The sequence below is a fragment of the Nonomuraea sp. NPDC002799 genome, from assembly GCF_053592075.1.
Map to the genome: position 1 here is coordinate 72850 of NZ_JBSFVA010000023.1, position 22467 is coordinate 95316.

The following is a 22467-nucleotide window of genomic DNA, read 5'->3' on the forward strand; positions in this document are numbered from 1 at the left end:
GACCACGGAGATGGCCGGATACACCGACGACAAACAGGAGCACCTCCGGCGGTTGCGCCGGGTCGAGGGTCAGGCGCGCGGGCTCCAGCGCATGGTCGAGGACGATCAATACTGCATCGACATCCTGACCCAGGTGTCGGCGGCGACGAGCGCGCTGCAGTCGTTCGCGCTCGGCCTGCTGGAGGAGCACATGGCGCACTGCGTGGCGGATGCGGCGCGCAAGGGCGGAGACGAGGCCGACGCCAAGATCAAGGAGGCGGCCGACGCCATCGCCCGGCTCGTCCGATCGTGACGCGTGGTGTCTAGTGCTGCGTGGTGTCGCCGGGGATGCGGGGCGTGATGCGGCGCTGATCGACCAGCGCCAGGTAGACGGCGAAGGCGCCCTGCGTCCACATCTCGGCCTGCGGGGCGGTCAGCCTGATCTCCTCGCCCTCGTGCGAGACGATCAGGTATCCGCTGGGCAACTGTCGCCACGCGATCAATACGTTCTCGTAGACGAGCACGTCCAGCATCGCGGTCAGATATTCGCGTCCGGCGGCGGACACGGCGTCAGCCTCCTCCTTTCGCCCCGAATGGCTCGCCCGGTGCGCGCTTTCCCGGTGCGCGCCTCCATTGTGCGCGCCCTATCGGGAAATGTCGCACTCCGTTCCGGGGAGTGGCCGGCCGGCCGATCCGGTGCGGTCAGAGGTCGCGTTCCTGCTGGTCGAGGATGGCGACCGAGACCGCCACCGCCCCGGCCACGTCCCCCGCCTCGATCGCCCGCATCAGGTCCTCGTGGGAGCTGTCCGGATCCAGGGCCGCCTGCTCCTGATCCCTGACGCTGTCGCGCAGCGCGTCGCTCATGCTGCGGTAGAGGTCGCCGAGCAGCACGTTGTGCGCCGCGTCCGCCACGTGCAGGTGGAAGTCGACGTCCGCGTCGGCGAACCGGTCGAGGTCGCCCGCGCGCCCGGCGGCGTTCCTGCGGGCCAGCGTCTCGCGCATCGCCGCCAGGTCCTCCTCCGTGCGCCGGCCCGCCGCCAGTCTGGCCGCCACGAGGTCGAGCCCGCGGCGTACGTCGATGATGTCCATGGCGGCCGCCGTGTCGAGGCGGCGGCGCAGCGCGACCTTGGACTCGTCCGTGGCGGTGACGTAGGTGCCGTCACCCTGCCGGGTGTGCAGCAGCCCGGCATGGGCCAGGACGCGCACCGCCTCGCGCACGGACAACCGGCTCATGCCCAGGCTCTGGGCGAGCTGGCTCTCGGACGGGATCTTCGTGCCGACCGGCCACACGCCGTCGGCGATCTCCCGGCGGAGTTCGTCGATGGCGGCGTCCACGAGCGAGGTCCGAGCGACGTTTCGCATGCACCCTCTTCTCATCCGGCTGGAGAAGGCAAGCCTAGACGCTGGCGGGACGCCGACCGGAGGTCATGCGGGCAAGCCCGCGGGTAACAATTGCGGCGCTGCCGGTTCTGTGGCCGGACGTCACGATCGCGCCCGGGTCAGCGGGTCGGGTCGGGTCGGGGCGGGGGTCAGGACAGTTCGGCGGCGACGCGTTCGATCGTGGCGCGGCCCTCCAGCGGGCGCAGCCAGGCGGTGGGCAGGGCGGCGGCGCCGTGGAGGGTGCCCAGCAGGTTGCCGCACACCGAGCCGGTCGAGTCGCTGTCGCCCGAGTGGTTGACCGAGAGCAGCAGGGCGCGGTCCACCAAGGGCTCGGCCAGGGCGCAGTACACGCCGATGGCCAGGGCCTCCTCGGCCACCCAGGCGCCGCCCAGCGTCTCCACCCGCTCCGGCGAGGGGTCGCCTTCCGCCGCCAGTGCCACGGCGGCGCGCAGGGCGGCGGTGGTCTCGTCGTGCGCCGGACAGCCGGCCAGCAGGCCCAGGGTGTGGTGGACGGCGGGCTCCAGCGACTGGCCCGCCATCAGGTACGCGGTGATCGCCGCGAACGCGCCGGCGGCCAGGTAGCCGGTCGGGTGACCGTGAGTGATCTGCGCGCACACCGCCGCCAGCTCGAACGCCGCCCGGGGATCGGCCGGCCCGCTCCAGGTCCCGGCGTCCAGGGCGGCTCCGTTCCCGGGCGGTGTTCCGGGGGCGGCGGCCAGGCCGAACGGGGCCGAGCGCATGACCGTGCCGCAGCCCTTCGAGTGCGCGTTCACCGGTCCCGGCTCGCCCAGCGCGGACGGCCCGGGGAACGGCCGGTGCAAACCCGACAGGCAGGTGTTGCCGGGGGCGCGCCGCGCGTACAGCCAGCCCTCCTGCCGCAGCCACCCCGTGCGGTGCGGGAGGTCCTCGGCCGGGGGAGTGTGGTAATTCTGCGTGTCGAACCAGCGCAGGTACGCCGCCCGCACCGACCGGTACGTCGCCGGCCCCGCCTCGCCGGAACGGGCCTCCCGCGCGCCACCCGCATCCTCGCCGAGCCGTCCGCTACCGTGATCGGCGCGGGCGTGGATCAGGCCCTCGGCGGTGAAGAGGGTCATCTGGGTGTCGTCGGTGATAAGGCCGGTTTTACCTTGCCAAGTCGCGACATATCCAGTGATGCCAGCCGCCCCGTGCTCCCTGCGGATCTCCCGCAGCGACTGGAACTCGATGGGCGCTCCCAGCGCGTCACCGATCGCGCCCCCGAGGAGGCAACCCAGAACCCGATCCCGAACATCCATACGCAGGATCTTGCCAGCTTCGGAGCGGTCTGGGAGATTGCGCATTATTTCGCTATAAGTCTCGGAGGACACGCGTGTCACCCTTACGCCCAGCCCTCTTCGCCGTCGCCCTCACCCTGGCGATCGCCACCCCGGCCCAGGCCACGGCCGAACCCAGGGTCAGCATCCAGAACGGCCGCACACAGCCGGTCTTCTCCTACGCGGACGCCGTCCGCGAACACGTCTACGTCGAGTCCACCGTGGACAGCGACCTCGACGGCACGCTCGACAAGGTACGGGTCGACATCATCAGGCCCAAGGAGTCCGGCCCCGGGCTCAAGGTCCCGGTGATCATCGACGAGAGCCCGTACTACGACAATTCGGGCCGCGGCAACGAGGCCGAGCGGAAGGTGTACGACGCCGCCGGAAATGTCACGAAATTTCCGCTCTTCTACGACAACTACTTCGTCCCCCGAGGCTACGCCGTCCTCAACGTCGACATGCTCGGCACCACCCGCTCGGACGGCTGCCCCGACATCGGCGGCAAGGCCGACGTGCTGGGCGGCAAAGCCGTCATCGACTGGCTGAACGGCCGGGCCAAGGCGGTCAAGGCCGACGGCACCCCGGCGGTGGCCGACTGGACGACCGGCAAGTCCGCGATGATCGGCAAGTCGTACGACGGCACCCTGGCCAACGCCGTCGCCGCCACCGGCGTCGAGGGCCTCAAGACCATCGTGCCGATCTCGGCCATCAGCTCCTGGTACAAGTACCAGCGCTCCAACGGCGTGATCTACAACTACGACTACGCCTCCTGGCTGGCCAACTACGTCGACACCGACCCCGAGGCCAAGTGCCAGCCCGTACGGGACAAGATGGACGCCGAGGACGGCGACGACACGGGTAACCACAACCCGTTCTGGGCCGAACGCGACTACATCAAGGGCCTGCTCGGCGACGCCTCCAAGGTCAAGGCCAGCGTGTTCGTCGTGCACACGGTCAACGACCTCAATGTCCGGCCCGACAACTTCTCCGCCTGGTGGAAGGCCCTGGCCGACCGGAACGTGGCGCGGAAGATCTGGGTCGGCCAGACCCAGCACGTGGACCCGTTCGACTTCGAGGGCCGCCGTGACCTGTGGGTCGACACCCTGCACCGCTGGTTCGACCACTACCTGCACGGCGTGCGGAACGGGATCACGCAGGAGCCCCGCGCCGACGTCGAGATCGGCCCGGCCCGCTGGATCACCCAGCGCGACTGGCCGGCCCCGTTCGCGCTCAAGGCGGCGCTGCGCCCGGCGGCCGACGGCTCGCTCGGCCTCAAGCCCGCCGCCAGGAACGCCACCGCGACGTTCACCGACGTCGCCCTGTCGGAGACCGACATGACGGCGGACGTCGGCACGGCCAACCCGGGACGGGTGGCGTTCACCACGGGCGCCCTCCCGCTCGACCTGCGGCTGTCCGGCACGCCCACCGCGGACCTGCGGGTCAAGCTGGACAAGCCCACCGCCAACCTGACCGCCCTGCTCGTCGACTTCGGCGACGACACCCGCGTCGACTGGCGGCGCGGCCAGGGCATCACCACGCTCGCCGAGGAGGACTGCCACGGCGAGAGCACCGCGGCCGACGACGCCTGCTACCGCAAGGTGGTCACCAACACGGCCACCCGCCCGCTGGAGATCGTCGCCCGCGGCTGGATCGACGTGCAGAACCGCGACTCGCTCAGCCAGGCCAAGCCGCTGCCCGCCGGCACGTACGGCACGGTGAAGTGGCTGACGCTGCCGCAGGACTACACGTTCAAGAAGGGCCACCGGATCGGTCTCGTGGTCGCGGGCACCGACACCACCTACACCGGCGAGACCGGCACCGGCGCGAACGTCACCATAGACCTGGCCAGGAGCAGCATCGTCGTCCCGTTCGTCCTGGGCACGCCGCTGACCGAGGTGCCGCAGGACACCGCGCGGTTCAACGGACCGGCGGAGGTGACCCTGCCGCAGCCCGAGCCCGAGTTCACCTTCTTCTAGCCGGATGACCGCCTTGGGCCCGGTCCGGGCCCAAGGCCCTCACTCGCAGACGCGGCGCGCGTCCCGGTCGTCCGCGACCGTCGTCCAGGCCACGGCCAGGGTCAGGGTGCCCGTCCCGGCGGTGCTGCCGCCGGTGCGGGTGCCGTCGCCGGTGGTCCGGCCGGCCCACCGCACGGTGATCCGGCCGCGCTCCACGCCTTCCCGCTCCGAACAGCCGGACCGCGTGACCGGCGCCCGCACCCTGAAGGACGTGCCGGACACCGCGATGCCGTCCGTGCCGGTGGCCGAGGTGACCTCGCAGCTCCCCGTGCACGACAACGCGAACGATCCGGTACGCCCCGAGCCCAGCCACACCGACGACGGCGACAACCTGGCCACCGGCGCCGCCGGCCTGGGCAGCTCGGCCTTCCTGGCCACGCTCGTCAGCCGCGATTCGGCGGACGCGGTCGGCACGGTGGCCGCGGCCACCCGGCGGGCCGGCTCCTCCAGCAGCACGCTCGTCTGCGCGGCGGCCTTGGTGAGCGTGGCGGGGTGCTGGCGGGCGTTCAGGACGGCCCAGACCAGCCCGGCCGCCAGCAGCCCCACCCCGAGGATCAGCGCGAGCCTGGACACGGCCCTGATCGGCGCGCCGGCCTCGGGATCGTCGTCCTCGTCCGGCCGGTCCCGCCAGAACTCCTGCAACTGCGGCCCGGCACCGCGCAGCTCGGCCAGCTCGCCGTTGAGGGTGATGCCGCCGTAGCGGACGATCGCCCCGCTGTTGTGCGTCCCGTTGCTCTCGCCCTTGGTGACGGCGCTGAAGACCAGCTTGTCGCCGTACGCGCCGCCGCGGAAGGCCCGCGTACGGCTGGGCGGCGTGAACGGATGCCGCCCGCGAGCCGCGGCGGCGGGCGGATGGGCCGGCGGGGGCTCCTGGTCGGCGGCAGCCGCGCCCGCCGCCGACCAGGGCTTTCCCGGGGTCGCCGTCGTGGGGCCGGCGACCGGGGGGGAGGGCGTGGCGTCGGCGTCCGGCGAAGGCGGGGAAGAGCCCGCCTCCACCAGTGTGCGGGCCTGCACAGGAAAGCCGTCCGCCCGCCAGAGTGGTCCTTCGCCGGGCAGCGGCTGCGCAGACGCCAGCCGGCCCGGCAGTGTGCCGGGCAGGGTGGTGATCGGCAGGCGGCGCAGCAGCGCGCCCGCCGTCATGGTCCTGGGCGCGGCCCGGCAGGTCGCACAGGACTGGATGTGCCGGCCGATCCTGGCCCTGGCCCGGCGGCCGGGGGCGGTGACCCACTCCGCCATCTTGGCCGTCAGTTCGGAGCACCCGTCGCGGCCGCGCGCGGCGATGATCGCGGCGAACCACTCCTCCAGGCCGGCGGCGGCCTCGGTGACGAGGACGCGGACCTCGTCCTCGCCCAGCTCGAAGAGCGCGGCCAGCTCCGGGTCGGCGAGCCCGTGGCGGACGGACAGGTCGAGCAGCTCCCGCTGCGGGCGCTGCAGGGACAGCAGGGCCTCGGGCAGCAGCTCCGACATGCGTCCTGGGCGGGACCAGGAGCCGATGCTCGCGGGCTTGGCGACGACCGCGCGGTGCGCGCGGGCCACGGCGTACAACCAGGGCCGGCGCAGGGCCGGGTCCACGACCCGGTCACCGTACAGGTGCGCCGTCAGCACGGCGCCGGCCACCGCCTGCTCGGCGTCGCCGGCGGCGAGCTCGGTGCGGCAATAGTCGTAGAGGCGGGCTCCGTGCTTGTCGCACAGGTCACGAATGGCTTGGCGAGCGTCGTCGGACAGGGTTCGCCACATCCGTCTCACCTCCTCGATCGACTACGGATCTGTCAGCCCTTGCCAGGAACGGTGTCCAGCAGGGACGCCTGCGCCAGGTAGGCGCGGGTCGCCTCGGGATCCCCGGCGATGGCCCGCAGACCGGCCATGGCCGCCGCGAGCCGGGCGTTGTCACGTTCGCGGACGCCCGCCAGCCGGGTCTCACCGCGCGGGATCACCCGGTGCAGCAGCACCGAACGCCGCCGCCAGGCCCACGCCTCCAGCGCCGCGGGCGGGGCGAAGCCGCCGAGCACGGCCGCGAGCACCTGGCCGGCCTCGGCCGCGTCGTGGATGCCCGCGTTCATGTTGAGCCCGCCGACCGTCGAGGTCAGATGCGCCGCGTCGCCCACGAACAGCACCCGGCCGCACCGGTAGGACGTCAGCACGCCCCTGGACAACCCGAACCGGTCGGCGCCCGTCACGTGGATCGGCTCGCTGGCCCCCGGCAGGGTCCGGCGGATCAGCAGGGACAGGTTCGACGGGGACAGCGGCTCGTTCGCGTCGCAGGGGATCTTGAAGATGATCCGCCAGTGGTCGGGCAGCCCGAGCAGCGTGCACGACTGCTGCACATCCCGTACGTACGTCAGCGGCGCCATGCTCGGCAGCAGCCGGTCGAGCGGCGAGTCGGTGAACACCCGCAGCGCCTGTGTCGGATAGGCCGACCGGGGGAACGGCAGCCCCAGCGAGCCCCGTACCGTGCTGTGCGCGCCGTCGGCGGCGATCATGTACCGGGCCCGCGTCCAGGTGTGGCCGACGCGGACCCGGATCCCTGTGCCGCCTTCCGCCACGCCGTCCACGTGCGTGCCGAACCGTACGTCGACGTCCGGGTAGACGTTCAAGGCCGACAGGAGCAGCGGGGTGAGCGCGGTCTGGTCCGCGTGGATCCTGAACGGATGCTTGGTCAGGCCGTCCAGCCGGTTCATGCCCATCTCGGCCAGCACGATCCCCGACCGGTCGCGCCACTGCACCCGGTCCACCACGCGGCCCTCGGCGACGAGCCGGGAGGCCACGCCGAGGTCGTCGAGCAGGTCGAGCGTGGCCGGATGGAACGTGCAGGCCCGCGACTGGCGGTTGAGCTCGCTGTCGCGCTCCAGCACCGTGACGGGGACCCCCGCCCTGGCGAGCGAGAGCGCCGCGGTCAGCCCGGCGGGTCCCGCTCCGACGACGATGACGCCGTTCATGCCGGGCGCCTCCCTTGGGCGGCCATGGGGCGGCGGTAGGGCACGCGGCTGAGCGTCACGTGCTCCCCGACGGCCCGCGACAGGGCCCACCAGGCCGTGCAGAGGTTCGAGGTCAGCAACATCCGGTCGGTGCCGGTGCTGAGAGGGCCGAGCACGGGGAGGGTGGCCATGCCGGTGCCGGTGAACAGCAGCACCGCGTCGTCGGGCGGCTCCGCCAGCTCGACCTGGTGGATCAGCTCGGCCGGGGTGACCTGGTAGGACGAGTAGCCCTCCTTGGCCCTGACCTGCACCACCTGGGTGACGTTCAGGCCGGCCGTCTTCCAGAACCGCTCGGCCAGCTCCGTCAGCCACGGCTGGTACGGCGAGATGAGCACGAGATCGCCCACGCCCACGTGCTCCAGCGCCTCGCGGGTGGCCTGGGTGGCCGAGGCGAACGGCACCCCGGTCGCGGAGGTCAGCTCGGCGCACTGGCCGCGGTCCTCGTCGGGGCCGAGCAGGTAGCGGGGCTCACTGCAGGCCATGACCATCGCGCGCAACGGCAGGCCGTCGAACGCGCGGAGCATCGCGGGCAGCGCCCTGTTGTAGCTCTCCAGCCGTTCGGACAGGGGGAGCCCATGGGGTACGGGGAAACGGGTGACGTGCATGTCGGCGCGTGAGCCGAACAGCCGGGTCAGTTCGGGCTCCGCCGACGGGTTCGCGGGGGCCACGATCACGCCCACCCTGCCGCGGCTCATGGCGCACCCCCGTGACGAGCGGGTGCGGTGACGGTGCGCATGGGTCTCCTCCAGCGAGGGAAGGCGGGGTTCACGAGGCGGGATGCCGCAGCGCCTGGTCGATGTCGGGGATGGCCCGCACGGACACCTGCCTGATCCGGCGCAACCGGTGCACGGTCCGCGCCGGCTCTGCCACCGGTGGCGGCACGTCGTCCCGGTCCTCGCCCCAGGACGGCGCCGGCGCACCGGGCCGCACGCCGCGCGTGGGCACTTCGTGCGGGTCGGACCTGCGCACTTCGTCGGTCAGCATGATCACTCCTCTTCATCACAGGCCGGCGACTCGGAAGCCGGGCCGGTCAAGTCGGGCGAAACGGCCCGCGGCATCAAGGCGGGCGAAACGGCCCGCGGCATCAAGGCGGGCGAAACGGCCCGCGGCATGGAGGCGGGCTCGGACGCCGGCTCAGCGGGCATCCGTGGAAGTCCGCTACGTCGCCGGACCGGCGGAACGCTCGCGCGACGCGGACGTGAGATCGCGAGCGATCCCGTCAGCGCCACGGCGAACGCGGCCGCGCGGCCCGGCGAACGCGAGTTGAGCCGACCCCAGACGCAACCCCTTGAGATGGCCAGCACGCCAGCCGCTACCGCGCTGGCCAGCAGCACCGAGCCGACTATGTCGGGCACGTGCCGAACGGTGCCGGGGGGGTTGGGAAGCGCCGGGGCCAGCGCCAACAGCGCCGCCACCAGTCCCGCGCAGGGGACGGACAGGCCGCGCCGGCCGTACTCGGCCGGCCGCCGCCCGCCATCTGATGGCAACGCCGGCATGAGGGCCTGCCAGGACGCGGTCGTGATGACCGTCGCCGCGCCCAGGCAGGCGAAGGCAAGCCCGAGCGTGCGCCCGCTCGGCCTGCCGGGTGGATCCGCCCCGATCACGCGCACCACCACCGCGCCGCCGCCGGCGACGGGCCGTGGCCCGGCCGCCGGGGCCGGTGCGGCCCGGTGTTCGCGAAGGGGCGTCAGGGTCATCGCGAAGTCCCCGCGCTCATCGCCATGTTGGGGACGCTGACGCAGACCATGCGCTCCGTCAGCCCGGTCCCCTGCGCGGAGACCCGCGTCCCTGACACGCGTGCATCGGCCGGCACCGCACCACCGGCCACCGTACGCGCGACTTTGGAGGCGAGTGCGAGGTGCTCGCCGCAGCGACGGCTCACCTTGGCCTCGAGCCCGGCCACCTGGGCCAGTCTGAGCCGCAGTGGCTCCAGCGACGACCTGCGTTCGAAGCCGTCGAGATCGGCCAGCCGGGCGGGCCAGCGCAGCGCGTCGCCGCAGCGAGCTTCCACCTCGGCCGGAAGTTCCTCGTCCGGGAACCCCTCGTGACACAACCGGGTGGCGATCATGACGGCCATGAACGCCGTCCTGTCGACGTCGGCCAGCCGTCCCGCCAGGGCCGCGCTCAGCATCCTGGCACGGTGGCTCAGGCAGACCGCACTCCACCCGAGCAACAGCAGCCGATCAGGTCCCGTCTCCGTGTGCCAGCCGGCCAGCCGCAACTCGCGGGCCATCCGGTGGTGGAAACGCCAGCGGTGACGAGGGGTGTCGAGCCAGACCTGGAGACCGCCGAGCGGCAGGCCCGCGACGTGCACGCCGGCGCCGGCGATCGGCCCGGCGACCCGTGCGCAGATGCGCTGGACCACCTGCTCCTGCCCGCAGGAAGCGGGCTCGTCGGAGAACCAGGAACTGCCCGAGGAATCCATGGTCACGTCCGGCCACCTCCTTGCGGGAACTCTCCAGAACCGGAAGCGCGGAGCGCGCCCCTGTGGCGGGACCGCCGGCTGCGGCCACATCATCCGGCTGTTAAGCCTCAGTTACCACACACGTCGATAGTCCGCTTATGGAGAGGGCTATGTCAACTGACAGTTTGCGCATAAGTTGTTACCTGCCTGCGCGGCAGAGGTTGCCCGCATGGCAGGGACAGTGCGGGCTCGCGTCCCTTACGCTGGAAACGTTCATGGTCCGTAGGAGGTGTGCCGTGGCGAACTTCGCCGAACGGCTCGATCTCGCGCTCAGCAAGCGCGGCTTCACCGGCGCGCAGGTCGCCTCCGCGCTGACGGAGGCCGGCATCCCGATCACCCGTGCCTACGTCAGCCAGTTGCGCACCGGCAAGCAGACCAACCCGACGCTCCAGGTGCTCCGCGCGCTGGCCTCCTGCCTGCAGGTGAGCGTCGGCTGGCTGGTCGGCGACGACTTCCTGGAGTCGGGCGCGGTCGAGGACCTCCAGTTGCGGGCGGCCACGATCGGCCTGTCCGCCTCGGGCCTGTCCGAGGGCTCGCTGGCCGTCCTGCGCGGCGTGATGGAGCTCGCCCGCCGGGCCGAGGGCCTGCCCGACGAGCCCGAGCCCACCTCCGGCATCCCGGACGCGGCCACGCCGCTGAGCGGCCCGCAGCGCAGGGCGCTCGGCAAGCGGCTGCACGGCCTGCGGCTGGGCGCCCAGTTCTCCGTCGAGCAGGTGGAGACGGCGGTCGGCAAGGGGGCCGCCGCGATCCCCGCCATCGAGGAGGGCCGCCTGGCGCCCGCGCCCATCACCGTCGAGCGGCTGCTCACCGTCTACGGCGTCGCCGCCCCGCCCATCCGCGAATACGTGTTGTCGCTGGCCAGGGGCGAGCGCGAGGCCGCCTGGTACGACGCGAGCTCGGTGCCCGTCTGGCTGGCCACCGCCTACGCGCTCGAACAGCGGGCCACCGTGATCCGCACCTTCCACACCCAGTTCGTCCCGCCGCTGCTGCAGACCGAGGAATACGCCAGGGCCGCCCTCACCGTGGCCGGGCCCGCGATCCTCGGCCAGCAGACGGTCGACGAGGCGCTCGCCCTCGTCCTGGCCCGCCAGGAGGCCGTGGCCGGCGACGGCGGGGTCGTGGTGTGGGCGGTGATCGACGAGAGCGTGCTGACCCGCTCGATCGTGGGCGCGCACGTCCAGCTCCGCCAGCTCGACCGGCTCCTTGAGCACGCCAAGCGGCCCAACGTCTCGCTGCACGTGCTGCCGATGGACGACCCCGCCTACGTGCCGCGCACCGGCCCCTTCACCCTCTGGCGCTTCGCCGAGGCGTTCGAGCCCGACATCGCCTGCGCCCACGGCATCGAGTCCGACGAGCTGGTCACCGACTCGGCCGCGGTGGAGGTCTACCACCAGGCGTTCACGAAGTTGTCGGTGACGACGTCCACCCGCGAAGAGACCTTCGAGGTGTTGAATTCCCATCGCGAAAGGCTTTCGCGTTCCCTCGGAAAATGATCTCTTTCCCCTATGGGATGATCGTTATTCCTATCGGGCGGTTACCCACATATACCTAAAACTGATGGCTTTTCGTGTTGTCATCCCCTGCCCAGCGAGGATCATAAGGTCTGGGTCATCGAGTGGGGTCCGAAAGGACAGCTTTTCCCGAGATAGTGGGCGAGGGGAAAGGGGTAACACTCAATGCGTCAGCGTGCCATCCGAAACTTGGCGAAGCTGGACATGACCCAAGCGAGGATCACCCGTGTTCTCGATGCCGCCGCGGGTGGGAAGAACAACTTCGTGGCGGACAGAGATGTCGTGCGCCGCTATGACCTGACCGCTCCCTTGGCGACGACGGCCGCGCGGGCCGTGCTCCATTATTTGTGCCGTGTGGTCCGTCATCTGGCGGCCGAGGGCGTGGACCAGTTCGTGATCGTCGGGAGTGGTGTGCCCAGCGGCCTGCCGGCCGGCAGGCAGTTGCACGACATCGCCCGCGACGCCCTGGCCTCGGCTCCCCGTGTGGTGTACGTGGAGAACGACCCGATGGTGCTCGCCGGTGCGCGGGCGACCATCGAGCCCGTCAACGACCTCGTACGCGTCGTAGAGGGCGACGTACGCGAGATCGACGACCTCCTCGACGGCCGGGTGCTGCAGACGTTCCTGGACTGGGACCGGCCCATGGCCGTGCTGCTGCTGTCCACCCACAGCCTGAACGACGACGAGTACTTCCACTACGTGATCAAACGCATCCGGCAGGCGGTGCCAGAACGCAGCTACCTGTCGCTGCTGCAGACCACGTTCGACGCGATCCCCCCGGAGTTGTCGCCGGCCGTTCACGACCTGCTGGCGATGACGCTGCCGGGGCACGCGATTCGCACCCGGGAGGAGGTTGAGGCGTTGCTCGACGGCCTGGTGCTGGTGGAGCCGGGGCTGGTGTGGGTTCCGGACTGGCAGCCGAACGGCCATGACATCGCCTGCAGCGATCTGCCCAGCTCATCGGGCAATTACGGCGCCGTGGCCTGCATCCCTTGAAACGGTCACGCCCCGGCGCGAGCGCGGGTCCGGCCGGTCCGCCGGCCGGGTCCCCTGCGGGCCCTAGTCCCACCAGAACGACCAGGCGTGCCCGCCGATGATCTGCTCGGCGTAGGCCTGGAGGTCACCGGGCCCCTGGACGACGTTGTCCGGGCAGAACGCCCAGTGCTCGGCCGCCACGTGCAACGCGTGCTCGGGATCGACCGGCGGCGCCGCCACGCTCAGGTCCAGCGTGTTGAAGCCGACGCTCACCACCCTGACCCCGAACCGGTCCTCCCAGCTGCGCACCACGGCCGCCATGGGCACCATCCAGTCGTTGTGGTGCAGCGCGCCCTGCCAGCCCATGACCGCCAGCGCGTCCGCGCCCCGGGCGGCGGCGACCAGGCCCAGCGGCATCCCTTTGCCGGCCAGCTCGCCCGCGAGCCAGTCGGCGACGGCCTCAGGCGCGGCCTTGAGCGCTCCGGGCGCGGCCGGCCCCGGGCAGATCGCCCCGTACGGCTCCAGCTCGTCCAGCGCCTCCTGGGGCATCTGCCCCACCCACTCCTGCCACACCTCGGTCATGAACCCCTCGGCCGAGAAGTGATCGATCTGGCGGGGTTCGTCCGGAATCACCTGCCCGATCGCCCAGGGCTGCGCCGACTCGTCCAGCAACACCGGCCACAGGCCGCTGCGCGGATGGCAGGCGCGCAGCACCGCCCAGTCCGCGCCGGAGACCGGCTCGTCGCTCATCCAGAAGGCCGGCCTGACCGCCTCGCCCTGCTGGGTGTAGCTGGGATCAGGCCAGATCACCTCGCCCGCGGGCAGGCTCACGGGCAGCGTGCGCCCCCGGCCGCCATCGGCGAACAGCCGAGACAGCGCGGGTGGCAGCCGGTCCTCGTTCATGCCCTACCGTTCCGATGCCGAATCCTGTCTCGGAGATGGTAGTGCCGCCACCTGCCCCCGCACCTGGAGCGGCCCGGGAAAACCGGCAGTGCTGCGACAATGAGGGGCTGTGATCCCCTTTGACGCGGTTCTGACGGACCTCGACGGTGTGCTCCGGCACTTCGACCACGCCGCCCAGGCCGAGATCGAGGCCCGCTTCGGCCTGCCTCTGATGAAGACGGCCCTCGACCCCGGCCTGATCATGCCGCCCACGCTCGGCCACGTCACCGAGGCGCAGTGGGCGGAGTCGATCATCGCCGCCCTGGGCGGGAGCGAGCGCGCGAGCCAGGCCGTCGCTGAGTTCATGCGCATCGAATTCTGGGTGGACGAGGACGTCAGAGCGCTGCTGGCCCGGGCGCAGCAGCACGTTCCGGTGATCATCGTGACGAACGCCATGGACACCCTGGAAGAGCACCTCGACCGGCTTGGGCTGACCTACTTCGCCGACGACGTGGTCAGCAGCGCCCGGGTGGGCGTGGCCAAGCCGGACCGGCGCATCTACGAGATCGCCGCCGAACGCGCCGGGGCCGCGCCCGAGCGCTGCCTGTTCGTCGACGATCGGCTGCAGAACGTGGAGGCCGCCAGGGAGCTCGGCATGACCGGCGTCCACTACCGGACCTATGACGATCTGGCGGCCGTGCTCGGATAGCCGACGGAGCGGGCCCGGCGGTCGTGCTCGGATAGCCGACCGGACTGGGCCCGGCGGTCGTGCCCGTCAGCCGGCCGGAGTGGGCCCGGTGGTCATGCTCGTCAGTCGACCGGGGTGGGGGCCGCGGTGGCCGACGCGCCCGCGGCCATGTCGAAGAAGGCCAGCTCCAGCTCGATCGCCCGGCGGAAGACGGCCAGCACCTGGAGCCGCCGCCCCTCGTCGAGCTCCGCGCCCAGCCGGTCGAGCTCACCTCGCAGGAACGCCACCCAGGCCCGGAACTCCGGGCCCTCGTGCAGCTCGATCCACTCCCGGTGCACGAACCCGGCCGGCAGCGGCTCGGTGGCGCGCGAGGCCCAGCCCAGGTAGCACCACTCGGCCGCGCAGAGCACAGTGGCGATCGGCAGGTAGTCCTGTGCCGTGCGGACCTCGTCCATGAGCTGCTTGAACGCCGCGGTCACCGGCTCCGGCGCCACCTCGGTGCGCCCGCCCAGCTCGGCGAGCGCCCGGTGGAAGTAGGTCTTCTCCTCGGTGGTGGCCGTCTGCCCGAGGAACCTCCCGTACGGCACCCGCGCCTCGAAGGTGTCGGCACTCGCCACGGCCGCCCCGAGCAGCGCCGTGAAGGAGTCGACGAACTGGAAGTCCTGCTCCAGGTAGCGCCGCATGTCGTCGCCGGCCACCGTGCCCGTCGTGACGGCCATGGCGAACGGGTGGGTCACCACGGCCGTCCACTGCGGTTCGGACTGCTCTCTGAGCCATTCGCTGAAAGATTGTGCACTCACCGTCCGACCGTACCGGTGCCGGGCGAACGGGATGTTTCCGGCGCGACTCGCGCCAGCCGCGCCGGAAACGTCACATGACCGCCGCCCCCCTCGCCTACGGTCGGCGAGCTGCGCTTCTCGCCCGGGCCAAGAGGACGGCGGCGAGAGGGCGCCCTGGCTAATACCCGCCGTAGGGGTTCTTCGTGGCGGGGGCGCTGCTGCTTGACGGCTGGTGCGTCTGGTGGCCGGACGGGTGGTTCGTCGACGGTGCGGCGGACGACGTCGGTTTCGTACCCTGCGGGGCGATCACACCGATGAGGCCGTGTTTGGTGCCGTCGATGCCCGCGGAGAACCACAGCGCGTTCTCGCCGCCGGTGGCGGCGGTCCCGGGCTCCAGGTCCCAGAGTCCGGGCAGGACCACGGGCCTGCCGTTGGCCGTCCGCAGGGAGCCGAGGTGCCGGCCGTTCCGGTAGGCGTGCACGGTGCCGTCGCCGAAGTTGCCGACCAGCAGGGCGCCGGCGTACTGCTGCCAGCCCTTGGGCGCTGCGGTCAGCCCCCACGGGGCGTTGAGCCCGGTCCTGGAGATGCGGCCGGTGAGACGGCCCTCGCCGTTGAAACGGCTCACGAAACCCTTGCCGGCGCCGAAGACGGGCTTGCCGGTGGCCTTGTCACGCAGGGCGTAGGCCACCCAGACGTTGCCGTTGGCGACCGCGACGTTGTAGGCGTTGTAGCCGTCGGGGAGCGCGGTGTCCCGGAACTGCCAGCGTGCCAGGCGGATCCGCCGGAAGTCGTCGTCGAAGGCGTGGATGCGCCCGCTCGCGAAGTCCGCGGCGAGCAGGAATTCACCGTCCTCGGTCTCGGCCAGTTCGAGCCCCTTGTAGTCGGCGCCGCGGGTGAACGCTCCGATGATCGCGTTGGCCGGATCGACCTCCGCGTTCCATCCGGAGATGGCGCCGCTCGGGCTGGAGAAGATGAACGTGGCGGGCTTGCCCTTCACGGTGAAGCCGTCGCCGCCGTTGAACACCTGCCCGGTCGGGGCTCCGCCCGGGATGGCGACCTCGGTCTGCTCCTTCTTGCCCGTGCCGGAGTAGACGGTGGCGCTGCCGGTGCCCGTGTTCGAGACCCACAGTGTCTTGCCCATGGCCAGGCCCCACGGGTTGACGACCTTGGGGTCGGTGACCGGGGCTTTGCCCCTGATATCCGACACAAGGTTGATGACGTCGAAACGAGTCCTGGTGGTGGCGTGTGCGGGAGTGGTGAGAGTCGCTCCCAGAACAACCGCAACAGCGCAGAGTGTGATGATGCGTGGCCGCATCCGTTGCCTCCTAGTTAGCGCTTGTGACGCGAGATACGCGGAGGGTCGGGAACGGGTTCAGTCGGGTCCGGAAATATCCGGAACGGGCTTCTGGCCGGGACGTCGGCCCGCGCCGCCTCCAGCTACCGCCCGACCAGCGCCTGCCTGGTCACGAACGCCCCGCGCCGGCGCCGGGATCGCCGGGGATATTAGGATGCGGGGAAGCGACGCGGTCAGGCAGCATGGACCGTTGGCTCCGGGGACGCGGAGCTCAAATATCCTGAAAGCAGTATGGGAACGCCTTCGTTGTCCTCTCCACTGGCCGAGCTCCACTCACGCCTGCCCGAGCTCATGCCGCGCGACCAGCGGCGGCTGCAGCGCAGGCTCGACGGCATGCGCCGGGTCCGCTCCCGCGATGCCCGAGACAAGATCGTCGCCGAGCTGCTCGCCGACGTGGAACGTGCCGAGCAGCGCCTGACACGCCGCCGCGAAGCCGTGCCGCAGATCGCCTATCCGGAAAACCTGCCGGTCGCCCAGCGGAAGGACGACATCCTCGCCGCCATCCGCGACCACCAGGTCGTGATCATCGCGGGTGAGACGGGCTCCGGCAAGACCACCCAGATCCCCAAGATCTGCCTGGAGCTGGGGCGCGGGGTGCGCGGGCTGATCGGCCACACCCAGCCCCGCCGGATCGCCGCCCGCACCGTCGCCGAGCGCATCGCCGAGGAGCTCGGCACCGACCTCGGCGAGACGGTGGGCTACAAGGTCCGCTTCACCGACCAGGGCAGCGACCGCACCCTGGTCAAGCTGATGACCGACGGCATCCTGCTGGCCGAGCTGCAGAACGACCGCATGCTCGACCAGTACGACACGCTGATCATCGACGAGGCCCACGAGCGCAGCCTCAACATCGACTTCATCCTGGGCTATCTGAAACAGCTTCTGCCTCAGCGTCCCGACCTCAAGCTCATCATCACCAGCGCCACCATCGACCCCGAGCGGTTCTCGCGCCACTTCGACGACGCGCCGATCATCGAGGTCTCCGGCCGCACCTACCCCGTGGAGGTGCGCTACCGGCCGCTGGACGAGGACGACGACCAGACGCAGGGCATCGTCGACGCCTGCCGGGAGTTGCTCGGCGAGGGGCCCGGCGACATCCTGGTCTTCCTGTCGGGCGAGCGGGAGATCCGCGACGCCGCCGACGCCCTGGCCAAGGCCGAGTTCCGGGGCACCGAGATTCTGCCGCTCTACGCCCGGCTGAGCGCCGCCGAGCAGCACCGCGTCTTCCAGCGCCACACCGGCCGCCGCGTCGTGCTGGCCACCAACGTGGCCGAGACCTCGCTCACCGTTCCCGGCATCAAATACGTCGTCGACCCCGGTTTCGCCCGCATCTCCCGCTACAGTCACCGCACCAAGGTGCAGCGCCTGCCGATCGAGCCCGTCTCGCAGGCCAGCGCCAACCAGCGCAAGGGCCGCTCGGGGCGCACCTCCGACGGCATCTGCGTCCGGCTCTACGAAGAGGACGACTTCCTCACCAGGCCGGAGTTCACCGACCCCGAGATCCTGCGCACCAACCTGGCCTCCGTCATCCTGCAGATGACCTCGATCGGGCTGGGCGACATCGAGGCGTTCCCGTTCGTGGAGCCACCGGACCGCCGCCAGGTCAAGGACGGCGTGAGCCTGCTGCACGAGCTGGGCGCCTTCGACGGCCAGAGCAGGCTGACCGCCGTCGGCCGCAAGCTGGCCTCCCTGCCCGTCGACCCGCGCCTGGGCCGCATGGTGCTGGAGGCCGAGAAGAACGGCTGCCTGCGAGAGGTCATGGTGATCGCCGCCGCCCTGTCCATCCAGGACCCGCGCGAGCGGCCGTCGGAGAAACAGCAGCAGGCCGACGAGAAACACCGCCGCTTCGCCGACCCCGAGTCCGACTTCATGGCCTACCTCAACCTGTGGGACTACCTGCGCGACAAGCAGAAGGAGTTGTCCTCCAGCGCCTTCAGGCGGTTGTGCAAGACGGAGTTCCTCAACTACCTGCGCGTACGCGAGTGGCAGGACATCTACAGCCAGCTACGCCAGTCGCTGGGCGTCCAGCCCAACAGCCAGACGGCGCAGCCGTACAGCGTGCATGTGTCGCTGCTCGTCGGCCTCCTGTCGCACATCGGCGTCAAGGACGTCGTGGAGAAGCGCGGCCAGGACGGCCGCAGGCCGATGCAGGAGTACATCGGCGCCCGCAACGCCCGCTTCGCCGTCTTCCCCGGCTCCACGCTGGCCAAGAAGCAGCCGCAGTGGGTCATGTCGGCCGAGCTGGTCGAGACCTCCCGCCTCTGGGCGCGGGTCAACGCCAAGATCGAGCCCGACTGGGTCGAGCCGCTGGCCCAGCACCTAGTCAAGCGCACCTACTCCGAGCCGCACTGGGAGAAGAACCAGGGCGCCGTGATCGCCCTGGAGAAGGTCACCCTGTACGGCGTGCCGCTCGTGGTCGGCCGTAAGGTCAACTACGGCCGCGTCGATCCCGACCTGTCGCGCGAGCTGTTCATCCGGCACGCGCTGGTCGAGGGTGACTGGGAAACCCATCACCGCTTCCTCAAGGACAACCGCAAGCTGCTCGAAGAGGTCGAGGAGCTGGAGAACCGCGCCAGGCGCCGCGACATCATGGTGGACGACGAGGCGCTGTTCGACTTCTACGACCAGCGGGTGCCCGCCGACGTGGTCTCGGCCCGCCACTTCGACTCCTGGTGGAAGCAGATCAGGCAGGAGCAGCCCGAGCTGCTCACGTTCTCGCCGGAGATGCTGGTCAACGAGGGCGCCGACGTCAGCACCCGCGACTACCCCGACGCCTGGAAGCAGCTCGGCCAGCGGATGAAGCTGACCTACCAGTTCGAGCCGGGCGCGGACGCCGACGGGGTGACCGTGCACGTGCCGCTCCAGGTGCTCAACCAGGTCAACTCCGACGGCTTCGACTGGCAGATCCCCGGCCTGCGCGAGGACCTGATCACCGCGCTGATCAGGTCGTTGCCGAAGCACGTGCGCCGCAACTTCGTCCCCGCGCCCAACTACGCCAAGCAGGTGCTGGCCGGGGTCAAGCAGGGCGGCGAGCCGCTGCTGGAGGCCGTGGAGCGGGAGTTGCTGCGGCTCACCGGCATCCGGGTGCCGCGTGACGCCTGGCAGCTCGACCAGGTGCCCGACCACCTGCGCATCACCTACCGGGTGATCGACGAGCGCCGGCGCACGGTGGCCGAGGACAAGGACCTCGACGCGCTCAAGCGCCGCCTGGCCCCGCGCCTGCGCCAGACGCTCTCCCAGGCCGGCGACGACCTCGAACGCACCGGGCTGCACACCTGGAGCTTCGCCACCCTGCCCAAGGTCTTCGAGCAGGGCCGCATGAAGGGCTACCCGGCGCTGGTCGACGCCAAGGACTCGGTCTCCATCAAGATCTTCGAGACGGAGGCCGAGCAGCGCCGCTCCCACTGGCCCGGCGTGCGCCGCCTGCTGCTGCTCAACGTCACCAACCCGGCAAAGTCGCTGCTCGGCGGCCTGTCCAACCAGGCCAAGCTGGCGCTCTCACGCAGCCCGCACGGCGGGGCGGTGGCGCTCTTCGACGACGTGGTGAACGCGGCCATCGACAAGCTCATGCTCGACGCCGGCGGCCCGGTCTGGGACCCGGTCGGGTTCGACCGCCTCTACCAGCACGTACGCGCTCACCTCCACGACACGTCGGCCGACGTGCTGGCGAGGGTGGAGCAGATCCTGAGCGTGTGGCACGAGGCCGGGGCCCGGCTCGACGCGCTGCGTCCCAGCGCCTCGGCCGATGACATCCGCGACCAGCTCGGCAAGCTGATCTACCCGGGTTTCGTCACGGCCGGCGGCTACCGGCGCCTGTCCGACATCTTGCGCTACATCCGGGCAATCGACCGCCGCCTCGCCAAGCTCCCCGAGGAGCCCTGGCGGGATCAGGAGTGGATGGACCGGGTGCACGCGATCGAGGACGCCTATCACGACCTGCTGGAGAAGCTGCATCCGGCGCGGCGCGGAGATCCCGACGTGGGGGACATCCGGTGGATGATCGAGGAGCTGCGGGTGAGCTTCTTCGCGCAGACGCTGGGGACGCCCACGCCGGTGTCGGAGAAGCGGATCACGAAGGCGATGGAGAAGCTCGCCCCCTGAGAAGCTCGCCTCTTGAAGGCGATGGAGCAGCTCACCGTCCCTGGCGGCGCCCGCTGAGCGCAGGGCAAAATTCCCTTTGCGGCTTGCTGAGCGTTTGATCTGGTACGGCGTGAAACGAATGGTTCGACTAGGGGTATTGATGATCAAAGCTGTGGTGTTCGATGTGGGCGAGACGCTCATCGACGAGACGCGCATCTGGGGCCGCTGGGCCGACCGGCTCGGGGTGACCAGGTTCGTGCTGATGGGCGCGCTCGGCGGCATGGCCGCGCTCGACCGGCCCCACGGCGACGCCTTCCAGCTCGTACGGCCCGGCTTCGACCTGCGGTCGGAGACGGCCGCCTGGGAGCGCGACGAGCCCGGCAGCCTGCGCAACCACTTCGACGCCGACGACCTCTACCCCGACGTGCGCCCGGCCCTGGCCGCGCTACGCGAGGCCGGCTACCAGGTCATCATCGCCGGCAACCAGCCGGAGCGGGCCTACGGCGCGCTCGTCGCCATGGACCTGCCCGCCGACTCCGTGCACACCTCCGACGGGTGGGGCGTGTCCAAGCCGGACCCGGCGTTCTTCGCCAAGGTCGCCGCGGTCGCCGGGCGGGAGCCCGCCGAGATCCTCTACGTGGGCGACCGGCTCGACAACGACGTGCTTCCCGCGGCCGCGGCGGGCATGCGCACCGCGCTGGTGCGCCGCGGCCCGTGGGGCTACCTGCACGCCGAGCGCCCGCAAGCAGAGGTCGCCGACGCTGTCGTCGACGACCTGGGTGCTCTGTTGCCCGCCCTGCGGCGGCTTACGTGACATTCTCGTCGGGATCGATGCGGACGGCCCGCTCCTCTGCGGGCAGATCGTCCGCCTCGCCCCAGTCTTCCCCGATCTCCTCGCCTTCCGTGTCGGGCTGCAGCCCTTCGTCCGGTTGAGTCAACTGATGCGCGGGACGTGACTGGTGAAGCCGTTCCGGGGCCTCCTGTCGTAGCCGTTCGTCGAGGCTGTCCCTGTGCTGGGGGTCGTCCTCGGTGACCTCATGACGCATGCCGAGATCGTCGGTCCACTCTCTGACCTCGATCTCCTGCTCATCGCTGAAGCCGTGCCGGTTCGGAGGTTGTTCGGTCATACGCGCTCCCTACCCAGGCTACGGCCCGGAATCCTCCTACTTGGCGCGCCTTAGGGCGTTCACCAACTGCTTCTTGTCCATTGAGGACCGGCCCGGGATGTCGGCCTTCTGCGCGCGCTCGTACAGCTCCGCCTTGGTGGCGTCCATGAGCGAAGCCTTCGCGGAGCTGGACATCTTCGCCGAGGTCCCGGTCGAACGCTTCGCCGCGCCGGTGGTCGAGCGCCTTGTGGCGGTGGTGCTGGTCTTCGGGCGTTTCGTGGCGGTGGCGCTGGTGGTCGAGCGCCTTGTGGCGGTGGTGCTGGTCTTCGGGCGTTTCGTGGCGGTGGCGCTGGTGGTTGAGCGCTTGGTGGCGGTGGTGCTGGTCTTCGGGCGTTTCGTGGCGGTGGCGCTGGTGGTCGAGCGCTTGGTGGTGCTCGCGCTGGTCTTCGGGCGTTTCGTGGCGGTGGCGCTCGTGGTTGAGCGCTTGGTGGCGGTGGTGCTGGTCTTCGGCCGTTTCGTAGCGCTCGCGCTGGTGGTCGAGCGCTTGGTGGCGCTCGCGCTGGTCGTCGAGCGCTTCGTGGTGCCGGCGGCCGTGCGCTTCGTCGTCGAGCTGGACGGACGCTTCGTGGCGCTCGTGCTGCTGGACGGGCGCTTCTTGGCGGTGCTCGTGCTGCTGGACGGGCGTTTCGTGGCGGTGGCGCTGGTCGTCGAGCGCCTGCCGCTGCCGGCCGCCGCGCGCGTCGTGCTGGTCCCGGTGGAGCGCTTCATGGTGCCGGTGGTCCCGGTGGAGCGCTTCATGGTGCCGGTGGTGCCGGTCGACCGCTTCATGGTGCCGGTGGACCGCTTCGCCGAGCTGCTGACGCCGGTCGAGCGCTTCGCCGAACTGGTGGCGCCGATCGCGCGCTTCGTGGTGCTGGTGGAACGCTTCATGATGGTGGCTCCGTTCGTGCGCTTCGTAGCGGTGGCGGTGGTGGCGGCCGGACG

20 protein-coding genes are annotated in these 22467 nt (G+C 71.0%); 7 read left to right on the forward strand and 13 right to left on the reverse strand.

What is annotated here, in order from left to right; genetic code table 11:
- Nucleotides 1-10 precede the first annotated feature (10 nt).
- Nucleotides 11-292 carry a metal-sensitive transcriptional regulator gene (locus ACWD0F_RS33780; RefSeq protein WP_449882892.1) on the forward strand — a complete coding sequence of 94 codons (282 nt, stop codon included), beginning with the start codon at nt 11-13 and terminating at the stop codon, nt 290-292.
- Between the two features lie 10 nt (nt 293-302).
- Here the strand turns inward: ACWD0F_RS33780 and ACWD0F_RS33785 are convergent, their stop codons facing one another.
- The 3 genes from ACWD0F_RS33785 to ACWD0F_RS33795 form a co-directional block, all read right to left on the reverse strand.
- On the reverse strand, nt 303-545 hold the full coding sequence (locus ACWD0F_RS33785; RefSeq protein WP_449882895.1) for a hypothetical protein: 243 nt from the start codon (nt 543-545) through the stop codon (nt 303-305).
- Between the two features lie 136 nt (nt 546-681).
- Nucleotides 682-1341 carry a FadR/GntR family transcriptional regulator gene (locus ACWD0F_RS33790; protein WP_449882897.1) on the reverse strand — a complete coding sequence of 220 codons (660 nt, stop codon included), beginning with the start codon at nt 1339-1341 and terminating at the stop codon, nt 682-684.
- A gap of 167 nt (nt 1342-1508) precedes the next feature.
- Entirely contained in the window at nt 1509-2633 is a 1125-nt protein-coding gene (locus ACWD0F_RS33795) for an ADP-ribosylglycohydrolase family protein (protein WP_449882900.1), read from the reverse strand.
- Between the two features lie 74 nt (nt 2634-2707).
- Between ACWD0F_RS33795 and ACWD0F_RS33800 the strand changes: the two genes are divergently transcribed.
- A complete protein-coding gene (locus ACWD0F_RS33800) occupies nt 2708-4630 on the forward strand; it encodes a Xaa-Pro dipeptidyl-peptidase (RefSeq protein WP_449882902.1) in 1923 nt (640 codons plus the stop codon).
- Nucleotides 4631-4669: 39 nt separating this feature from the next.
- Here ACWD0F_RS33800 and ACWD0F_RS33805 read toward each other — a convergent pair whose 3' ends face one another.
- From ACWD0F_RS33805 to ACWD0F_RS33830, 6 genes are all read right to left on the reverse strand, one after another.
- Complete coding sequence (locus ACWD0F_RS33805) at nt 4670-6406, reverse strand: RNA polymerase sigma factor (RefSeq protein ID WP_449882904.1); 1737 nt, start codon at nt 6404-6406, stop codon at nt 4670-4672.
- 32 nt (nt 6407-6438) lie between these two features.
- Nucleotides 6439-7605, reverse strand: a complete 1167-nt coding sequence (locus ACWD0F_RS33810; RefSeq protein ID WP_449882906.1) for an FAD-dependent oxidoreductase — start codon at nt 7603-7605, stop codon at nt 6439-6441.
- On the reverse strand, nt 7602-8339 hold the full coding sequence (locus ACWD0F_RS33815; protein WP_449882909.1) for a maleate cis-trans isomerase family protein: 738 nt from the start codon (nt 8337-8339) through the stop codon (nt 7602-7604). The genes ACWD0F_RS33810 and ACWD0F_RS33815 overlap by 4 nt, the downstream gene beginning before the upstream one ends.
- A gap of 70 nt (nt 8340-8409) precedes the next feature.
- Nucleotides 8410-8628 carry a hypothetical protein gene (locus ACWD0F_RS33820; RefSeq protein WP_449882911.1) on the reverse strand — a complete coding sequence of 73 codons (219 nt, stop codon included), beginning with the start codon at nt 8626-8628 and terminating at the stop codon, nt 8410-8412.
- Between the two features lie 2 nt (nt 8629-8630).
- Nucleotides 8631-9341: a hypothetical protein gene (locus tag ACWD0F_RS33825; protein ID WP_449882912.1), complete on the reverse strand. Its 711-nt coding sequence runs from the start codon at nt 9339-9341 to the stop codon at nt 8631-8633.
- On the reverse strand, nt 9338-10075 hold the full coding sequence (locus tag ACWD0F_RS33830; protein WP_449882914.1) for a hypothetical protein: 738 nt from the start codon (nt 10073-10075) through the stop codon (nt 9338-9340). The genes ACWD0F_RS33825 and ACWD0F_RS33830 overlap by 4 nt, the downstream gene beginning before the upstream one ends.
- A gap of 269 nt (nt 10076-10344) precedes the next feature.
- Here ACWD0F_RS33830 and ACWD0F_RS33835 point away from each other — a divergent pair, with 269 nt between their 5' ends.
- Together ACWD0F_RS33835 and ACWD0F_RS33840 are read left to right on the forward strand one after the other, a co-directional pair.
- Nucleotides 10345-11601, forward strand: coding sequence for a Scr1 family TA system antitoxin-like transcriptional regulator (locus tag ACWD0F_RS33835; RefSeq protein WP_449882917.1), 1257 nt, complete (start codon nt 10345-10347; stop codon nt 11599-11601).
- A 222-nt stretch (nt 11602-11823) separates the two neighbouring features.
- Nucleotides 11824-12615: an SAM-dependent methyltransferase gene (locus tag ACWD0F_RS33840; protein WP_449882918.1), complete on the forward strand. Its 792-nt coding sequence runs from the start codon at nt 11824-11826 to the stop codon at nt 12613-12615.
- A gap of 63 nt (nt 12616-12678) precedes the next feature.
- Here ACWD0F_RS33840 and ACWD0F_RS33845 read toward each other — a convergent pair whose 3' ends face one another.
- The gene (locus ACWD0F_RS33845; RefSeq protein ID WP_449882920.1) at nt 12679-13497 is read right to left on the reverse strand and encodes a DUF4253 domain-containing protein; all 819 of its coding nucleotides are present in this window, start codon (nt 13495-13497) and stop codon (nt 12679-12681) included.
- Between the two features lie 109 nt (nt 13498-13606).
- Here ACWD0F_RS33845 and ACWD0F_RS33850 point away from each other — a divergent pair, with 109 nt between their 5' ends.
- On the forward strand, nt 13607-14185 hold the full coding sequence (locus ACWD0F_RS33850; RefSeq protein WP_449882922.1) for an HAD family hydrolase: 579 nt from the start codon (nt 13607-13609) through the stop codon (nt 14183-14185).
- Nucleotides 14186-14286: 101 nt separating this feature from the next.
- On the opposite strand, the gene ACWD0F_RS33855 is transcribed toward ACWD0F_RS33850, so the two are convergent.
- Together ACWD0F_RS33855 and ACWD0F_RS33860 are read right to left on the reverse strand one after the other, a co-directional pair.
- A complete protein-coding gene (locus ACWD0F_RS33855) occupies nt 14287-14964 on the reverse strand; it encodes a TenA family protein (protein WP_449882925.1) in 678 nt (225 codons plus the stop codon).
- 157 nt (nt 14965-15121) lie between these two features.
- Nucleotides 15122-16150: a TIGR03118 family protein gene (locus tag ACWD0F_RS33860; protein WP_449882928.1), complete on the reverse strand. Its 1029-nt coding sequence runs from the start codon at nt 16148-16150 to the stop codon at nt 15122-15124.
- A gap of 378 nt (nt 16151-16528) precedes the next feature.
- On the opposite strand from ACWD0F_RS33860, the gene hrpA reads away from it, so the two are divergent.
- Both hrpA and ACWD0F_RS33870 read left to right on the forward strand, forming a co-directional pair.
- Nucleotides 16529-20398 carry an ATP-dependent RNA helicase HrpA gene (gene hrpA, locus ACWD0F_RS33865; RefSeq protein WP_449882931.1) on the forward strand — a complete coding sequence of 1290 codons (3870 nt, stop codon included), beginning with the start codon at nt 16529-16531 and terminating at the stop codon, nt 20396-20398.
- A 139-nt stretch (nt 20399-20537) separates the two neighbouring features.
- Complete coding sequence (locus ACWD0F_RS33870; protein ID WP_449882934.1) at nt 20538-21191, forward strand: HAD family hydrolase; 654 nt, start codon at nt 20538-20540, stop codon at nt 21189-21191.
- Here the strand turns inward: ACWD0F_RS33870 and ACWD0F_RS33875 are convergent.
- Nucleotides 21184-21504 (reverse strand): DUF5709 domain-containing protein, encoded by a 321-nt coding sequence (locus ACWD0F_RS33875; protein WP_449882937.1) that lies wholly within the window; start codon nt 21502-21504, stop codon nt 21184-21186. The genes ACWD0F_RS33870 and ACWD0F_RS33875 overlap by 8 nt on opposite strands.
- Nucleotides 21505-22467: the final 963 nt, after the last annotated feature.

Bases quoted from the DNA above. Each gene is read 5' to 3' on its own strand.
- ACWD0F_RS33780 (WP_449882892.1), top strand. From the start codon at position 11: ATGGCCGGATACACCGACGACAAACAGGAGCACCTCCGGCGGTTGCGC.
- ACWD0F_RS33790 (WP_449882897.1), bottom strand. From the start codon at position 1,341: ATGCGAAACGTCGCTCGGACCTCGCTCGTGGACGCCGCCATCGACGAA.
- ACWD0F_RS33795 (WP_449882900.1), bottom strand. From the start codon at position 2,633: ATGGATGTTCGGGATCGGGTTCTGGGTTGCCTCCTCGGGGGCGCGATC.
- ACWD0F_RS33805 (WP_449882904.1), bottom strand. From the start codon at position 6,406: ATGTGGCGAACCCTGTCCGACGACGCTCGCCAAGCCATTCGTGACCTG.
- ACWD0F_RS33810 (WP_449882906.1), bottom strand. From the start codon at position 7,605: ATGAACGGCGTCATCGTCGTCGGAGCGGGACCCGCCGGGCTGACCGCG.
- ACWD0F_RS33815 (WP_449882909.1), bottom strand. From the start codon at position 8,339: ATGAGCCGCGGCAGGGTGGGCGTGATCGTGGCCCCCGCGAACCCGTCG.
- ACWD0F_RS33820 (WP_449882911.1), bottom strand. From the start codon at position 8,628: ATGCTGACCGACGAAGTGCGCAGGTCCGACCCGCACGAAGTGCCCACG.
- ACWD0F_RS33825 (WP_449882912.1), bottom strand. From the start codon at position 9,341: ATGACCCTGACGCCCCTTCGCGAACACCGGGCCGCACCGGCCCCGGCG.
- ACWD0F_RS33840 (WP_449882918.1), top strand. From the start codon at position 11,824: ATGACCCAAGCGAGGATCACCCGTGTTCTCGATGCCGCCGCGGGTGGG.
- ACWD0F_RS33845 (WP_449882920.1), bottom strand. From the start codon at position 13,497: ATGAACGAGGACCGGCTGCCACCCGCGCTGTCTCGGCTGTTCGCCGAT.
- hrpA (WP_449882931.1), top strand. From the start codon at position 16,529: ATGGGAACGCCTTCGTTGTCCTCTCCACTGGCCGAGCTCCACTCACGC.
- ACWD0F_RS33870 (WP_449882934.1), top strand. From the start codon at position 20,538: ATGATCAAAGCTGTGGTGTTCGATGTGGGCGAGACGCTCATCGACGAG.
- ACWD0F_RS33875 (WP_449882937.1), bottom strand. From the start codon at position 21,504: ATGACCGAACAACCTCCGAACCGGCACGGCTTCAGCGATGAGCAGGAG.